The sequence below is a fragment of the Aeromicrobium chenweiae genome (assembly GCF_003065605.1).
Taxonomy (GTDB): Bacteria; Actinomycetota; Actinomycetes; order Propionibacteriales; family Nocardioidaceae; genus Aeromicrobium; species Aeromicrobium chenweiae.
The window spans coordinates 283,757-298,120 of sequence record NZ_CP026952.1; the positions used below are offsets into that span (position 1 = coordinate 283,757).

The 14,364-nt window shown below is 71.4% G+C and carries 15 protein-coding genes; 6 read left to right on the forward strand and 9 right to left on the reverse strand.

Translation table 11 applies throughout. From position 1 onward, the window contains the following. Positions 1-138 precede the first annotated feature (138 nt). The gene (locus tag C3E78_RS01385; RefSeq protein WP_108576627.1) at positions 139-816 is read right to left on the reverse strand and encodes a Crp/Fnr family transcriptional regulator; all 678 of its coding nucleotides are present in this window, start codon (positions 814-816) and stop codon (positions 139-141) included. A 166-nt stretch (positions 817-982) separates the two neighbouring features. On the opposite strand from C3E78_RS01385, the gene nth reads away from it, so the two are divergent. The 5 genes from nth to C3E78_RS01410 are packed head-to-tail and all read left to right on the forward strand — an operon-like array spanning position 983 to position 4,884. Beyond that, positions 983-1,648, forward strand: coding sequence for an endonuclease III (nth, locus tag C3E78_RS01390; protein ID WP_108580696.1), 666 nt, complete (start codon positions 983-985; stop codon positions 1,646-1,648). Beyond that, entirely contained in the window at positions 1,645-2,253 is a 609-nt protein-coding gene (locus C3E78_RS01395) for a TlpA family protein disulfide reductase (protein ID WP_108576628.1), read from the forward strand. Before nth ends, C3E78_RS01395 begins: the two co-directional genes overlap by 4 nt. Then, positions 2,250-2,900 (forward strand): NUDIX hydrolase, encoded by a 651-nt coding sequence (locus C3E78_RS01400; RefSeq protein ID WP_108576629.1) that lies wholly within the window; start codon positions 2,250-2,252, stop codon positions 2,898-2,900. The genes C3E78_RS01395 and C3E78_RS01400 overlap by 4 nt, the downstream gene beginning before the upstream one ends. Next, positions 2,897-4,069, forward strand: a complete 1,173-nt coding sequence (locus C3E78_RS01405; RefSeq protein ID WP_108576630.1) for a MarP family serine protease — start codon at positions 2,897-2,899, stop codon at positions 4,067-4,069. Before C3E78_RS01400 ends, C3E78_RS01405 begins: the two co-directional genes overlap by 4 nt. Then, on the forward strand, positions 4,069-4,884 hold the full coding sequence (locus C3E78_RS01410; RefSeq protein ID WP_108576631.1) for a hypothetical protein: 816 nt from the start codon (positions 4,069-4,071) through the stop codon (positions 4,882-4,884). The genes C3E78_RS01405 and C3E78_RS01410 overlap by 1 nt, the downstream gene beginning before the upstream one ends. Here C3E78_RS01410 and C3E78_RS01415 read toward each other — a convergent pair. Together C3E78_RS01415 and acs are read right to left on the reverse strand one after the other, a co-directional pair. After that, a complete protein-coding gene (locus C3E78_RS01415; protein ID WP_108576632.1) occupies positions 4,881-5,270 on the reverse strand; it encodes a phage holin family protein in 390 nt (129 codons plus the stop codon). The genes C3E78_RS01410 and C3E78_RS01415 overlap by 4 nt on opposite strands. A 78-nt stretch (positions 5,271-5,348) precedes the next feature. Then, positions 5,349-7,307 (reverse strand): acetate--CoA ligase, encoded by a 1,959-nt coding sequence (gene acs, locus C3E78_RS01420; protein ID WP_108576633.1) that lies wholly within the window; start codon positions 7,305-7,307, stop codon positions 5,349-5,351. A 127-nt stretch (positions 7,308-7,434) separates the two neighbouring features. Between acs and C3E78_RS01425 the strand changes: the two genes are divergently transcribed. Continuing rightward, positions 7,435-8,253 carry a helix-turn-helix transcriptional regulator gene (locus C3E78_RS01425; protein ID WP_108576634.1) on the forward strand — a complete coding sequence of 273 codons (819 nt, stop codon included), beginning with the start codon at positions 7,435-7,437 and terminating at the stop codon, positions 8,251-8,253. A 61-nt stretch (positions 8,254-8,314) separates the two neighbouring features. Here the strand turns inward: C3E78_RS01425 and C3E78_RS01430 are convergent, their stop codons facing one another. The 6 genes from C3E78_RS01430 to C3E78_RS01455 all read right to left on the reverse strand — a co-directional run bounded on the left by C3E78_RS01430 (position 8,315) and on the right by C3E78_RS01455 (position 14,295). Next, a complete protein-coding gene (locus C3E78_RS01430; RefSeq protein WP_108576635.1) occupies positions 8,315-9,955 on the reverse strand; it encodes a solute symporter family protein in 1,641 nt (546 codons plus the stop codon). Beyond that, the gene (locus C3E78_RS18410) at positions 9,952-10,290 is read right to left on the reverse strand and encodes a DUF485 domain-containing protein (RefSeq protein WP_168217213.1); all 339 of its coding nucleotides are present in this window, start codon (positions 10,288-10,290) and stop codon (positions 9,952-9,954) included. The genes C3E78_RS01430 and C3E78_RS18410 overlap by 4 nt, the downstream gene beginning before the upstream one ends. Before the next feature lie 199 nt (positions 10,291-10,489). Then, positions 10,490-11,980, reverse strand: coding sequence for a sodium/solute symporter (locus C3E78_RS01440; protein ID WP_108576636.1), 1,491 nt, complete (start codon positions 11,978-11,980; stop codon positions 10,490-10,492). Continuing rightward, positions 11,977-12,381 carry a DUF485 domain-containing protein gene (locus C3E78_RS01445; protein ID WP_108576637.1) on the reverse strand — a complete coding sequence of 135 codons (405 nt, stop codon included), beginning with the start codon at positions 12,379-12,381 and terminating at the stop codon, positions 11,977-11,979. The genes C3E78_RS01440 and C3E78_RS01445 overlap by 4 nt, the downstream gene beginning before the upstream one ends. Next, positions 12,378-13,112, reverse strand: a complete 735-nt coding sequence (locus C3E78_RS01450; RefSeq protein ID WP_108576638.1) for a LytR/AlgR family response regulator transcription factor — start codon at positions 13,110-13,112, stop codon at positions 12,378-12,380. The genes C3E78_RS01445 and C3E78_RS01450 overlap by 4 nt, the downstream gene beginning before the upstream one ends. Before the next feature lie 43 nt (positions 13,113-13,155). After that, positions 13,156-14,295 (reverse strand): sensor histidine kinase, encoded by a 1,140-nt coding sequence (locus tag C3E78_RS01455; RefSeq protein WP_108576639.1) that lies wholly within the window; start codon positions 14,293-14,295, stop codon positions 13,156-13,158. Between the last annotated feature and the right edge of the window lie 69 nt (positions 14,296-14,364).

Sequence of the window (14,364 nt, forward strand, 5' to 3'; positions counted from 1 at the left end):
ACCACGGCGTGGCGGGTCTACAACGCGCTCGCCGAACGTGGTTACCGCGGCGCACGTCCACGGTGTGCACGATAAAGCCCGCCACATCTCACGGACCGTGACATGTGGCGGGCTCAACTCGCCGAATCTTGGCTGGGGTCAGCGGGCGCGGCGCTGCAGGCGCTCGAGGTCGAGGATCACGACGCTGCGGGGCTCCAGGCGCAGCCAGCCGCGGGAGGCGAAGTCGGCGAGGGCCTTGTTGACCGTCTCGCGGGAGGCGCCGACCAGCTGGGCGAGCTCCTCCTGCGTGAGGTCGTGGTTGACGTGGATGCCGTCGTCGGCGCGGCGCCCGAAGCGCGACGCGAGGTCGAGCAGGGCCTTGGCGACACGGCCGGGGACGTCGCTGAAGACGAGGTCACCGACGACCTCGTTGGTGCGACGCAGGCGGCCGGCGAGCTGGTTGAGCAGCGCGTGGGCGACGTCGGGGTGCGCGGTCAGGACGGGGCTGAGCGCCTCGTGCCCGAGCGACTTCAGCTCGACGTCGGTGACGGCGGTCGCGGTGGCGGAGCGGGGTCCGGGGTCGAAGAACGAGAGCTCGCCGAACATCTGTCCCGGTCCGAGGATCGCGAGGAGGTTCTCGCGGCCGTCGGGGGAGGTGCGCCCGAGCTTCATCTTGCCGTCCGTGACGACGTACAGCTGGTTGCCGTCGTCGCCCTCGTTGAACAGGATCTCCCCGCGGCGCAACGAGCTCGACGACATCGAGCTCTCGAGCGCCTCGGCAGCCTCGTCGTCGAGGCCTGAGAACAGCGGTGCCTGGCGCAGAACGTCGTCGGTCACGGTCTTCCTATCGGTCGTGTCGCTCGGGTCACAGTGTGTGCACCCTTGCGCAGTTTCCCACATCTGGGCGTCTCACCGCGAGCCGCGCGCCGTGGCACGTACTCTGGAGCACGTGCCGACCACCGTGAACCGACCGGACACGGCGCTGGTCCGCCGGGCCCGGAAGATGCACCGCGTGCTCGCCGAGACGTATCCCGACGCCGGTCCCGAGCTCGACTTCCGCACGCCGTTCGAGCTGCTCGTCGCGACGGTGCTGTCCGCGCAGACGACCGATCGCCGGGTCAACGCGATCACGCCGGCACTGTTCGCGGCGTTCCCCGATCCGGCCGCGATGGCGGGCGCGCCCCGGGTCGAGCTCGAGGAGATCATCCGGCCGACCGGGTTCTTCCGCGCCAAGACCGACAGCCTGCTCGGCCTGTCCGCGGCGCTGGTCGAGCGGTACGACGGTGAGGTGCCCCCGCGCCTCGCCGACCTGGTGACTCTGCCCGGGGTGGGCCGCAAGACGGCCAACGTGGTGCTGGGCAATGCGTTCGGCGTCCCGGGGCTGACGGTCGACACCCACTTCGCCCGGCTGGTCCGGCGGTTCGAGTGGGTGCCCGAGGAGATCGCGAAGGACCCGGTGAAGATCGAGCACGCGGTCGCCGCGCTCTTCCCCCGCAAGGACTGGACGATGCTCAGCCACCGGCTGATCTGGCACGGGCGCCGACGCTGCCACGCCAAGAAGCCGGCCTGCGGGGCCTGCCCGGTCGCGCGCTGGTGCCCCGCCTACGGCACCGGACCGACCGACCCCGTCGAGGCCGCCGCGCTCGTCACGACCCAGGGAGCCGCATGAGGATCCGGGTGCTGGTGGCGGTTGCCGCCCTGCTCGCGGTGGCCGCGTGCTCGTCGAGCGAGCCCGAGAGCACCAAGCCGACCTTCGGCGGCGGACCGGCCCCGACCTTCGCCCCCGACGAGCTGAGCGCCGCGAAGAAGGCCGCCGGCATCGAGGACTGCCCCGCCCCGGCGAGCAGCGCCGCGGACCTGCCGGACATCACGCTGGACTGCCTCGGCGGCGGCCGGGCGGTCGACCTGTCGACGCTCGGCGGGAAGCCGACGGTCATCAACCTGTGGGCGAGCTGGTGCGCCCCGTGCCGCCAGGAGATGCCGCTGCTCGCGCGGGCGCACGAGGCGTACGGCGACAGGGTCCGGTTCATCGGCATCGACTTCAAGGATCCCGCCCCCGACGACGCGATCGAGCTGGCGCGGGCGACCGGGGTGACGTACCCCCAGCTCGTGGATCGTGACCAGAAGACGGTCGCGGCGCTGAAGGTCGCGAACCTGCCGCAGACGATCTTCGTGGACGCGCAGGGAAGAATGGTCGCCACGGAGCGCAAGGAGTTCCGTTCGTATGCCGAGCTGACGGCCGCGATCGACGATCACCTGGGAGTGACGCCATGACGGCCGACGGCCTGCCCGACTGGCTCCGGCCGCTGGAGGAGCTCGCGGGGTCGGTCGACGCGGCGCAGCTGTCGCCGAATTTCCCGCGCGTCCCGCCCGATGCGCGCCCCGCCGCGGTCCTGCTGCTGTTCTCCGAGGGCGAGGCGGGCCCCGAGCTGCTGCTGACCGAGCGGGCGAGCACGATGCGCAACCACCCGGGCCAGATCGCGTTCCCCGGGGGGAAGTCCGATCCCCAGGACGCGGACTCCGCGGCGACCGCGCTGCGTGAGGCGCACGAGGAGGTCGGGGTGGACCCGGCCACGGTCGAGGTCTTCGGCACCCTCCCGACGTTGTGGCTCCCGCCGAGCAACTTCGCCGTGACGCCGGTGCTCGGCTACTGGCGCGAGCCGCGGCCGCTGGACCCGGTCAGCGACCAGGAGGTCGTCACCGTCATCCACCAGCCGATCCGCAGCCTGGTCGACCCGGCCAACCGGTTCAGCGTCCGGCACACCTCGGGGTGGATGGGCCCGGCGTTCGAGGTCGGCACCCCGATGCCGCTGTGGGGCTTCACCGCGGGCGTCATCTCGCGACTGTTCGAGCGGCTCGGCTGGGAGCAGCCGTGGGACGACAGCGTGACCCGGCCACTTCCCGATCTGCCGGCGCGATGAACTCCTTCGACCTGATCATCCTGGTCATCCTCGTCGCGTACGCGATCTCGGGGTACGTCCAGGGGTTCGTGGTCAACCTGGTCGCGACGATCGGCCTCCTGGTCGGCGGCCTGGTCGCCCTGGCGGTCGTGCCGAGGATCCTGTCCGGTGGCACGCCCACCCTGTCCAGCTCCCTGCTCGCGCTGGGCCTCGTGATCGGCGCTGCGGCCATCGGGCAGGCGATCGGGACGTTCGTGGGCAGCGGCGTGCGCGACACGCTCACCTGGCGTCCGCTGCGCTGGGTCGACGCGGTCGCCGGCAGCGCCCTCAGCATGGTCGCGGTGCTGTGTGCCGCGTGGGCGCTGGGCTACTCGGTCAGCGGGACGTCGATCCCGTACCTGTCGACCGCCTCGCGGGACTCCTCGATCCTCGAACGGGTGGACGGCGTCATGCCGGCCCGGGCGACCTCGGTGCTGCGGTCGTTCAACGAGGTCCTCGACTCCAACCTCTTCCCCCGCTACATCGACCCGTTCGAGAGCGAGGACATCACCGAGGTCCGTGCGCCCGACAGCGCGACGCTCGCGCGCCCGGGTGTGCAGAGGGCGCGCGAGAGCGTCGTGAAGATCCTCGGGCAGGCGAAGTGCGACCGGGGCATCGAGGGATCGGGCTTCGCGTACGCCGACGGCCGCATCATGACGAACGCGCACGTGGTCGCCGGGGTCGACACGCCCTCGGTCGTCCTGGACGACCGGCGGGTGCCGGCACGGGTCGTGCTGTTCGACCGCGAGCTCGACGTCGCGGTGCTCGCCGTGGACGGTCTCGGCCTGCGGCCGCTGAGGTTCGACACCCGCGGCAAGGCCGGCCAGTCGGCGGCGATCCTGGGCTTCCCGCAGAACGGGCCGTTCGACGCCAGGGCCGCACGCATCCGCAGCGAGATCCGTCTGCGCAGCCCCGACATCTACGACCGCGGCCAGGTCGTGCGCGAGACGTACTCGGTCCGTGGCCTCGTCCGCTCGGGCAACTCCGGCGGACCGCTCGTGTCCACGGACGGGTCGGTGCTCGGCGTGATCTTCGCGGCCTCGGTCTCCGACAAGTCCACGGGGTACGCCCTCACGGCCGACCAGGTCGCGGCCGACGCGCGCAAGGGCGCCGCCGCCACCCAGCCGGTCTCCACGGGGGAGTGTGCCTGATGAGGTCCTTCTCGTCCGTCGTCGCGTGGCTCGTCGCAGTGCTCGCCGGCATCGTGACCGTGCCGCTGCTGTGGGTCTCCGCCCACGTCGCTGACGAGGACGGCTACGTTGAGTTCAGCAGCCGGCTGGCGATGGACGACCAGCTCCAGGCCGCGTTCGCGGACTACCTGGCCGAGGACTACGTGCAGCGCGGTGTGCTGCCGCGGCGTCTGCAGGACGTCGCGGCGTCCGCGCTCACGACGGCTGCGCGGCAGACGTCCAACCAGCCGGGGTTCGTCGAGGCCTGGGAGGCGACCCAGCGCAGCTTCCACCGGTCGGCGTTCCAGGACGGCACCGAGCCGCTGACCGTCGACGTCAGCCCCATGGCCCAGTTCGTCGTGGACCGGGTGGGCGACGGCATCCCGGTGAGGCTGCGCGTCCCTGACGGCCTCACCGTCCAGGTGGGGTCGGCGTCGGAGCGCGCCGAGCTGCAACGCGTCTCGCAGTCCACGACCTTCGGGCTGCTGGGCCTCCTGGTCGTCGTCGTGGCCGGGGTGACGTCGCTGCTCTCGGCGCGGAGCCGCCCGCTGGCCCTCGCAGGTCTCGGGGTCGGAGCGCTCGTCGTCGCCGGGGTCGACCGCTTCGCCACGTCGGTCGTGACGCCCCGGCTCCTCGACGAGGTCCAGGAGCAGAACGCGTTCGGGCGCACCGTGCAGCGGCTGCTCGTGGACCGCGCGTCCGACTCGCTGGCCGACTGGCTGGAGTGGCTCGCGATCGGCGGGGCCGCGGCCGTGGTCGTCGGTGCGGTCGTCGCCGTGGTGGCGCGCCGGCCCTAGCTCGTCCGGCCCTTGAGTGCCGCGGGGATCTCCCGGGCGGTCGCGATCGTCTTCTCGGGGGCCCGGATCTTCTTGAGCATCTTGACGCCCACGAGGATGAGGACGGCCGCGAGCAGGAGGTACACGCCTGCGACGATGAGGAACGCCCACGCGGGGTCCAGGCCCGTCCAGGTCAGGAAGTACGCGAAGGCGATCGACAGCAGGATGATGATGAGCAGGCCGAAGAAGCCTGCCACGGCAATCATCGCCGCGCCGACGCCGCCGGCCTTCGCGCTGAACTTGAGCTCGCTCTTGGCGAGCTGGATCTCGGCCTGCACCAGGGCGGAGATGTCACGGCTGGCATCGGCAACGAGCCGACCGATCGTCGGGTCTTCCGGGGAGCTCATGGAGGCGAGCCTACAAGCGTTCCGCGGTTGTGCGCAGGTCAGCGTCCGTGGACACCGACGATCGCGGCCCCCGGGCGGCTAGTCCTCGTCCTTGGCGGTCTTCATGCCGCTGGTGATGAGGTCCATGACGCCGGAGTCGGCGAGCGTCGTGGTGTTGCCGACCTCGCGGTTCTCCGCGACGTCCCTCAGCAGCCGCCGCATGATCTTGCCCGAACGGGTCTTGGGCAGCTCGGGGACGACCATGATCTGCCGGGGCTTCGCGATGGGGCCGATCTCCTTGCCGACGTGCGTGCGCAGCTCGGTGATCACCTCCGTGCCGCCATCGCCCGCGGACTCACGCAGGATGACGAACGCGACGACCGCCTGGCCCGTCGTGTCGTCCGTGGCGCCCACGACCGCCGCCTCGGCGACCTTCGGGTGCGACACGAGCGCGGACTCGATCTCGGTCGTCGAGAGCCGGTGCCCTGACACGTTCATGACGTCGTCGACCCGGCCGAGCAGCCAGATCGCGCCGTCCTCGTCCTTGCGGGCGCCGTCGCCGGCGAAGTAGTACTGCGGCCAGCGCGACCAGTAGGTCTCCTTGTAGCGGTCGTCGTCGCCCCAGATGGTCCGGAGCATCGACGGCCACGGCTGGGTGATGACGAGGTAGCCGCCCTCACCGTTCTCGACCGGGTTGCCCGCGTCGTCGACGACCTCGGCCGAGATGCCGGGGATCGCGGTCATCGCGGAGCCGGGCTTGCCGGACGTGACCCCGGGCAGCGGGCTGATCATGTGGGCGCCGGTCTCGGTCTGCCACCAGGTGTCGACGATCGGGGTGCGGCCGCCGCCGATGTTCTCGCGGTACCAGATGTACGCCTCGGGGTTGATGGACTCGCCGACCGAGCCGAGGATCCGCAGGCTGGACAGGTCGAACTTCGCCGGGATCTCACCGCCCCACTTCATGCAGGTACGGATCGCGGTCGGGGCCGTGTAGAACAGCGAGACCTTGTAGTCCTGGATGATCTCCCACCAGCGCCCCTTGTGGGGGGTGTCGGGCGTGCCCTCGTAGAGGACCTGCGTCGCGCCGTTCGCGAGCGGCCCGTAGACGATGTAGGAGTGGCCGGTCACCCAGCCGACGTCGGCGGTGCACCAGTAGACGTCGTCGGGCTTGTGGTCGAACACCGCCCAGAACGTCCAGGCCGACTGCACGAGGTAGCCGCCGGTGGTGTGCAGGATGCCCTTGGGGGAGCCGGTCGTGCCGGACGTGTACATGACGTACAGCGGGTGCTCGGCGTCGAACATCTCCGGCGTGTGCTCGGTCGAGGCCTGGTCGACGGTGTCGTGCCACCAGACGTCGCGACCCTCGGTCCACTCCACGTCCTGGCCGGTGCGCCGGACCACGAGGACGCCCGTGACGTCGGGGCACTTGGTGAGCGCCTCGTCGACGGCCGGCTTCAGGGCGGACGGGGCGCCGCGGCGGAACCCGCCGTCCGCGGTGATGACGACCTTGGCGTCGCAGTCCAGGATGCGGCTCGACAGCGCGTCCGCGGAGAAGCCGCCGAAGACGACGGTGTGCGGTGCGCCGAGACGGGCGCAGGCCAGCATCGCGACGACAGCCTCGGGGATCATCGGCAGGTAGATCGCGACCCGGTCGCCGGTCTGCACGCCCAGGTCGATCAGGGCGTTCGCGGCCTGCGAGACGAGGTCCTTGAGCTCGGCGTACGTGATGTCACGGGTGTCGCCCTCGGGCTCACCGACGAAGTGCAGCGCGACCCTGTCGCCGTTGCCGGCCTCGACGTGACGGTCGACGCAGTTGTACGCGGCGTTCAGCTTTCCGCCGACGAACCACTGCGCGAACGGGGCGTTGGACCAGTCCAGCACGTCGGTGAACGGCGTGCCCCAGTCGAGCCGCTTCGCCTGCTCGCCCCAGAACGCGACGGGGTCGGCGGCCGCAGTCTCGTACACGTCGGCCTTGACGTTCGCGTTCGCCGCGAGCTCCGCGGGCGGGTCGAACGTCCGCTCCTCGCGGGACAGGTGGCTGATGTTCTGCTCGGTCATGTCATCTCCTGGTGCTCGCGGTCCGGCACGGGCCGGGCGCTTCGTCGCGCCCGTGGCACACTCTGTGGTCTACCCCACATCGTGGGGTGGTGGAAGCCGATGGTCTAGCCCCGGAAGGGGGTACGCGGTGACGGTCGACGTACGTCCCGACGACCTCGACCTGCTGCGTGCCGCAGCGGCCCGCCTGCGCCGCGACTGGGAGGTGCCGCTGGTCTTCGGCGGCCTGCGCGACGACCAGGGCGTCCCGGTGAGGCTGGCGCTGGGCGAGGTCACCAGCGACCTGTCCACGATCACGATCAAGCCGTCGCTCGGTCTCGGTGGCAAGACGTGGGTGAGCCGGCGGCCGGCGTACGTCCGCGACTACGGGACGTCGCTGGACATCACGCACGAGTACGACCGGCAGATCCTGGGCGAGCGGGTCACGTTCCTGGCCGTCGTGCCGATCGTGGTGCGCGACGACGTCCGGGGGCTGCTCTACGCCGGCACCCGGGGGAGCGAACAGCTGCCCGAGACGGCGCTCGAGGCACTGGTCGCCGAGGCCCGCAAGGTCTCCGGCGAGCTGGAGGTCCGCGACGAGGTCGACCGGCGCGTACGCCTGAGCGAGTCCGTCGCCGCGGCCGGTCCCGAGACCGCCGAGCTGCAGCGTCTGCGGGAGGCGTACGCGCAGATGCGGGTCATCGCCCGCGAGACCGCGGACCCCCGCACCCGCGAGCGCCTCGAGGCGTTGCTGGCGCGCGACGTGCCCGGCGAGGTCACGCTGACCGCACGGCAGCTCGACGTCGTCTCCCTCGTGGCGGCCGGGTGCCGCAACAGCGAGATCGCCGACCGGCTGGGTCTGGGTCCCGAGACGGTCAAGAGCTATCTGCGCAGCGCGATGGCCCGGCTCGGCGCCCGGTCGCGGCACGAGGCCGTGGCGGCTGCGCGCCGCCACGGCCTCCTGCCCTGAGTCCCGGCACGACGTCATCCCGCGCGCACCGCACAGCGCCCGCACGGGATGACGTCCGGGATCACTTCTCGGACCCGGCGCCGGTCATCGACCGGACGTCCAGCTCGACGTAGCGCGCCTCGGCGTCCGCGTCGCGGGCCGTCACGGTGCCGAGCCAGCCGAAGAAGAACCCGAGCGGGATCGAGATGATGCCGGGGTTGGCCAGCGGGAACCAGCTGAAGTCCGCGCCGGTGATCATCGCCGTCTCCGATCCGGACACGACCGGCGAGAAGATCACCAGGCCGACGCACGAGATCAGCCCGCCGTAGATGCTCCACACGGCGCCGCGGGTGTTGAACCGGCGCCAGAACAGGTTGTAGAGCAGCGACGGCAGGTTGGCCGACGCAGCGACCGCGAACGCCAGCGCCACGAGGAACGCGATGTTCAGCTTCTGCGCGGGGATCGACAGCGCGATCGCCACACCGCCGATCACGAACGCCGCGATGCGGGCGACCTTGACCTCCTGCTTCTCGGTGACCTTGTCCTTCTTCCAGACGTTCGCGTACAGGTCGTGGGCGACGGACGACGCCGAGGTCAGGGTCAGCCCCGCGACCACCGCGAGGATCGTCGCGAACGCGACCGCCGAGATCAGCGCCAGCAGCACCGCGCCGCCGGTCGACCCGGAACCACCTCCGACCGCCTCGGCCAGCAACGGCGAGGCGAGGTTGCCGCCGGAGTCGACGATGTCCTGCTTCTTGTCGCCCTTGACCAGGGCCGCGGCGCCGAAGCCGAGGACGAGCGTCATCAGGTAGAACGCACCGATCAGGCCGATCGCCCAGAGGACGGACTTGCGTGCCTGGCGGGCGGTCGGGACCGTGTAGAAGCGGATCAGGATGTGCGGCAGCCCGGCCGTGCCCAGGACGAGCGCGAGGCCCAGCGAGATGAAGTCGATCTTCGCCTCGGTCGACACGCCGTACTTGAGGCCCGGCTCGAGGAACGCCCGGCCCGCGCCGCTCTCCTCGGCCGCGGTGCCGAGCATGTCGCTGATGTTGAAGTCGAACTTCGCGAGCACCAGGACCGTGATGAGCACCGTGCCGACCATCAGCAGGACGGCCTTGACGATCTGCACCCAGGTCGTGCCCTTCATGCCGCCGACCACGACGTAGAAGATCATGAGGGCGCCGACGAGGGCGATCGTGAGGTTCTTCGCGGTGTCGTTGTCGGGCGAGACGCCCAGCAGCAGCGCCACCAGGGCGCCGGCGCCGACCATCTGGGCCAGCAGGTAGAAGATCGACACCACGACGGTCGAGGTCGCCGCCGCGGTGCGCACGGGCCGCTGCTGCATGCGGAACGCGAGCTGGTCGGCCATCGTGAACCGGCCGGAGTTGCGCAGCAGCTCCGCGACGAGCAGGAGCGCCACGAGCCAGGCGACGAGGAAGCCGATCGAGTAGAGGAAGCCGTCGTAGCCGGACAGCGCGATCGCACCGGAGATGCCGAGGAACGAGGCGGCCGACATGTAGTCGCCGGCGACCGCGAAGCCGTTCTGGGCGCCGGAGAAGCTGCGGCCGCCTGCGTAGTAGTCCGCTGCGGTCCTGGTGTTGCGGCTGGCCCAGAAGGTGATCGCGACGGTGATCAGCACGATCACCACGAACAGGGAGCCGGTCAGGAGCTGGTTGCTGTCGTCGTCGGTGGCGGCGCGCAGCACGGTGGCGGTGGTGCTCATCGCTCGATCTCCTGCTCGTACTCCTCGCGGAGCCGGTCCGCGATCGGGTCCATGCGACGGGCGGCGAACATCGCGTACCAGATCGCGATGCCGAACGTCGTCACGAACTGCAGCAGGCCGAAGACGAGGGCGACGTTGATGTTGCCGAACAGGACGTGGCCCATGAAGTCGTTCGCGTAGTTCGAGGCCAGGACGTACAGCAGGTACCAGGCCATGAAGGCGATCGTGAGCGGGACGACGAATCGCAGGTACGAGCGCTTGAGCTCGGCGAAGTCGTCCGACGCATGGATGCGTTCGTAGGCCTCCTGGGCCTGCGTGGAGATCTTCTCGGTCACCGTGAGTCACCTCGTCCGTGAAAGGGGCAGGGGCGCGGGGCGCACCACCTGACCCGAAGGTAGGGTCCTTCGACCCGTGTGAGCCAGATCACTCGGCCGGCTCTGCGACGAACGGGGCGACGCGGTGCGGCGGACGGTCACCCGGGCGCGACGAGCGGTCGCATCGGCGGGACGAACGGTCGCCTCGTGGTCGTCCGCGTCAGAACCGGCGGTCGACGTCCAGCCGCTCGGGGGTGTGGAGCCGCACCATCGTGCGGGACACGTTGGCCGGCACCGACCCGCGCGTGGCCAGCGACACCCCGAGCATCAGGCCGAAGCCGACGGGCACCGACCACGCCGCGGGCTGGCTCATCAGCACCCCGAACCACCCCTCGGGGCTCGTCGCGATGGTCAGGACCGGCGCGACCCCCGCGCAGAGGCCGCCGCCGACGAGCCCCGCGATGGCACCGGCAGCGGTCAGCCCGCGCCACCAGATCCCCAGCACGAGGAGCGGGCAGAACGTGGACGCCGCCAGGGCGAAGGCGAACGTGACCGAGTTGGCGACCGAGATCCGCTGGGCGGACAGGGCCAGCACCAGGGGGACCACGACGCAGCCCACCGCCGCGAGCCGCAGGGCGGTGATGGTCGAGATGCGGCCGCGGGCGAGTCCCTGGCCGACGACGCCGGCGATCGACATCGTCAGTCCAGACGAGGTCGACAGGAACGCCGCGAACGCGCCGGCGGTCAGCAGCGCGGCCAGCACCTCGCCCGTCGTCCCACCGATCATCCGGCCGGGCAGCTCGAGCACCACCGTGTCGGTGCGGCCGGACGAGACCAGGTCGCCGGCGTACACCCGGCCCAGCACCCCGTAGACGGTCGGCAGCAGGTAGAACACGCCGAGCAGCGCCAGCACGAGCAGGGTGGTCCGGCGGGCGGCGTGGCCGTCGGGGTTCGTGTAGAACCGGACGACGACGTGGGGCAGTCCCATCGTGCCGAGGAACGTCGCGATCATGACCGAGTACGTCAGGTACAGGCCCGTCCCGCCGTTCTGCGTCAACGGCTCGAACCAGCTGCCCGGTGCGGCGGGGGAGGGGCGTCCGTCGTCGTCCCACGCGTGGACCAGGAAGAACAGCGGGACCATCAGGGCCGTGAGCTTGAGCCAGTACTGGAACGCCTGCACGAAGGTGATGCTGCGCATCCCTCCGGACACGACGTTCACGACCACGATCGCGGCGACCACGACCGTCCCGACCCACGTCGGCGCCCCGGTGACGGTCCGCAGGGTAAGCCCCGCGCCCTGGAACTGGGGCATCAGGTACAGCCAGCCCACCGCGACGACGAGCAGGCTCGCCACCCGGCGCACGGCGTCGGACTGCAGCCGCACCTGGGCGAAGTCGGGGATCGTGTACGCCCCCGACCGGCGCAGCGGTGCCGCGACGAGCACGAGCAGCAGCAGGTAGCCGGTGGTCCAGCCGATCGGGTACCAGAGCATGTCGGCGCCGAACGCCAGCACGAGGCCGGCGATGCCCAGGAAGGACGCGGCGGACAGGTACTCGCCACCGATCGCCGAGCTGTTGAGGACCGGGCTGACCGAGCGCGAGGCCACGTAGAAGTCGCTCGTCGTCCGGCTGAACCGCAGCCCGAACGCCCCGATGCCGAGCGTGGCCACGGCGACCAGGGCCACCGCCACGATCCCGTACGTCGAGCTCACGGGTCGTCGCTCCCCGGCTCGACGAGGGCGGCGAAGTCGCGCTCGGCGCGCTCGGCCTGGCGGATGTACAGCCAGCCGATCGTGAACAGGAACGGGTAGACCAGGACGCCCAGGACGATCCACGGCAGCGGGACGCCCAGGACCGTCGCGTCGGTGACGGCGTCGAAGGTCAGGAACACCAGCGGGAGCGCGCCGATCGACAGCAGCAGCGTCACCGCGACGGTGATCGCCGCCCGCAGCTGCGACCTGATCAGGGAGCGCATGTAGATCTCGCCGACCCCGGTGGACTCGTCGATCTCCTGCCGGACGCTGCGGCGCACGTGGGTCGAGGCGGTCGTGAGCGGGCTCGTGACGCGGACCCGACCGGTGGGCCCGGTCCGGTCGTCCGGTCCGTCGCTCACAGCGCGCGTTCGTGGATGAGGTCGCGCAGGGTCCTGGTGTGGCGCCGGGCGACCTGCAGCTCGACCCGGTCCTCGCCCACCGCCACGACGACGCTGCACCGGCCGGCCTGCATGCGTACCTCGCGGACGCGGGCGAGGTTCACGACGAGGCTGCGGTGCACCCGGACGAAGCCGGCGTCGGCCCAGTCGTCCGCGAGCACCCCGAGCGGGGTGCGGACGAGGTGGCTGCCGCCGTCGTCGACGTGCAGGCGCACGTAGTCGCCCTGGGCCTCGACGTACGCGACCGAGGCCCGGGAGACGAACCGGGTGACGCCGCCGAGCTCGACCGCGATCCGGTCGTCGCCGGTGTCCGCCGTGTCGGTGCCCTCGACGCACGCGCGGCGCACGCTCTCGCGCAGCCGCTCCTCGCGGATGGGCTTGAGCAGGTAGTCCACCGCGTTCATCTCGAACGCCTCGACCGCGTGCGCCTCGTGGGCGGTCACGAACACGATGCGGGGGGCGTCGCGGAACCGGCCGAGGAGGCGGGCGATGTCGAGGCCGCTCAGCCCCGGCATCGCCACGTCGAGGAACACCACGTCGACGCCGCCCTGCTCCAGGACGCGCAGGGCGTCGGTCCCGCTGCGCGTCGCCTGCACCGAGGCGATGCGGTCGTCGCGCTCGAGCAGCCAGACGAGCTCGTCGAGGACAGGCTGCTCGTCATCGACGACCAGGGAGCGCAGACCGGCGGACATGCAGCGATCCTCGCCGAGCGTGACCCGCGCCACAACCCCCGGGTCAGCCCACGGGGTCGACCGCGGGGGAGAACTTGGGGATCCGCAGGGACACCTTGGTGCCGAAGCCCGGCGCGGTCTCGACCACGATGCCGTACGCGTTGCCGTAGACCGTGCGCATGCGCTCGTCGACGTTGGCCAGGCCCACCGATGCGCTGGGGTTGCGGCCGGACAGGGCCGCCCGGACGATCTCGGGCTCGACGCCGGCGCCGTCGTCCTCGATCGTGATGAGGCACTCGGTCCCCGCGTCGTGGGCCGTGACGGTGATCGTGCCCTCGCCGGCCTTGCTCTCCAGGCCGTGGCGCACCGCGTTCTCGACCAGCGGCTGGACCGACAGGAACGGCAGGGTGACGCTGAGGACCTCCGGTGCCACGCGGGTCACGATGCGCAGCCGGTCGCCGAACCGCGCCTTCTCCAGGACGAGGTAGCGCTCGATCGAGCGCAGCTCCTCGGCGAGGGTCGTGAACTCGCCGTGCTGGCGGAAGGAGTAACGGGTGAAGTCGGCGAACTCGAGGAGCAGCTCGCGCGCCCGCTCGGGATCCGTGCGGACGAACGAGGCGATCGCGCCGAGCGAGTTGTAGATGAAGTGCGGGGAGATCTGCGCCCGCAGCGCGCGCAGCTCAGCCTCCATCAGTGCGGTGCGGGACGTCGCGAGCTCGGCCAGCTCGAGCTGGGAGGACATCCACCGCGCGACCTCGGTCGTCGCCCGTGCCAGGCCCGCGGAGGCGTCCTCGCTCATCACGACCACGCTGCCGACGACCTGGCCCTCGACCGCGAGCGGCGCCACGATGGCCTGGCCCGACGCCTGGGTCGTGCCGCTGCCGATCGCCGCGGACATGAGGTCGGCGACGTCGTCCGGTCCACCCGGTCCGTGCCAGGCCAGGGGCTCGACCGTGTCGGTGATCGCGACCGTCCTGGTGCCGAGCAGCGTCCGGAGGTGGGGCAGGGCGCTGGCCGCGCTCTCCGCGTCGAGCCCCCGCCGCAGGGCCGGGGCGGCGAGCGCAGTCGTGTGCAGGGTCTCGTACGTCGCCCGGTCCTCCGGCGTGCCGAGGCTGGGTCGGCGGGACAGCAGCCACCAGCGGGCGAACGCGGCGATCGCGACCAGGGCGATGCCCGCGACGATCGCGGTCAGCAGGTTGTCCATCGCCCGACGCTACCGCGATCCCCCGGGACGTCATCCCGGACGCGGCGTGCGAGCCACGCGCGGGATGAC

What these genes read in the sequence shown, in the direction of transcription:
- nth (WP_108580696.1), top strand. Translation starts at nt 983, where the DNA reads ATGCACCGCGTGCTCGCCGAGACGTATCCCGACGCCGGTCCCGAGCTC.
- C3E78_RS01395 (WP_108576628.1), top strand. Translation starts at nt 1,645, where the DNA reads ATGAGGATCCGGGTGCTGGTGGCGGTTGCCGCCCTGCTCGCGGTGGCC.
- C3E78_RS01400 (WP_108576629.1), top strand. Translation starts at nt 2,250, where the DNA reads ATGACGGCCGACGGCCTGCCCGACTGGCTCCGGCCGCTGGAGGAGCTC.
- C3E78_RS01405 (WP_108576630.1), top strand. Translation starts at nt 2,897, where the DNA reads ATGAACTCCTTCGACCTGATCATCCTGGTCATCCTCGTCGCGTACGCG.
- C3E78_RS01410 (WP_108576631.1), top strand. Translation starts at nt 4,069, where the DNA reads ATGAGGTCCTTCTCGTCCGTCGTCGCGTGGCTCGTCGCAGTGCTCGCC.
- C3E78_RS01415 (WP_108576632.1), bottom strand. Translation starts at nt 5,270, where the DNA reads ATGAGCTCCCCGGAAGACCCGACGATCGGTCGGCTCGTTGCCGATGCC.
- acs (WP_108576633.1), bottom strand. Translation starts at nt 7,307, where the DNA reads ATGACCGAGCAGAACATCAGCCACCTGTCCCGCGAGGAGCGGACGTTC.
- C3E78_RS01430 (WP_108576635.1), bottom strand. Translation starts at nt 9,955, where the DNA reads ATGAGCACCACCGCCACCGTGCTGCGCGCCGCCACCGACGACGACAGC.
- C3E78_RS01450 (WP_108576638.1), bottom strand. Translation starts at nt 13,112, where the DNA reads ATGTCCGCCGGTCTGCGCTCCCTGGTCGTCGATGACGAGCAGCCTGTC.
- C3E78_RS01455 (WP_108576639.1), bottom strand. Translation starts at nt 14,295, where the DNA reads ATGGACAACCTGCTGACCGCGATCGTCGCGGGCATCGCCCTGGTCGCG.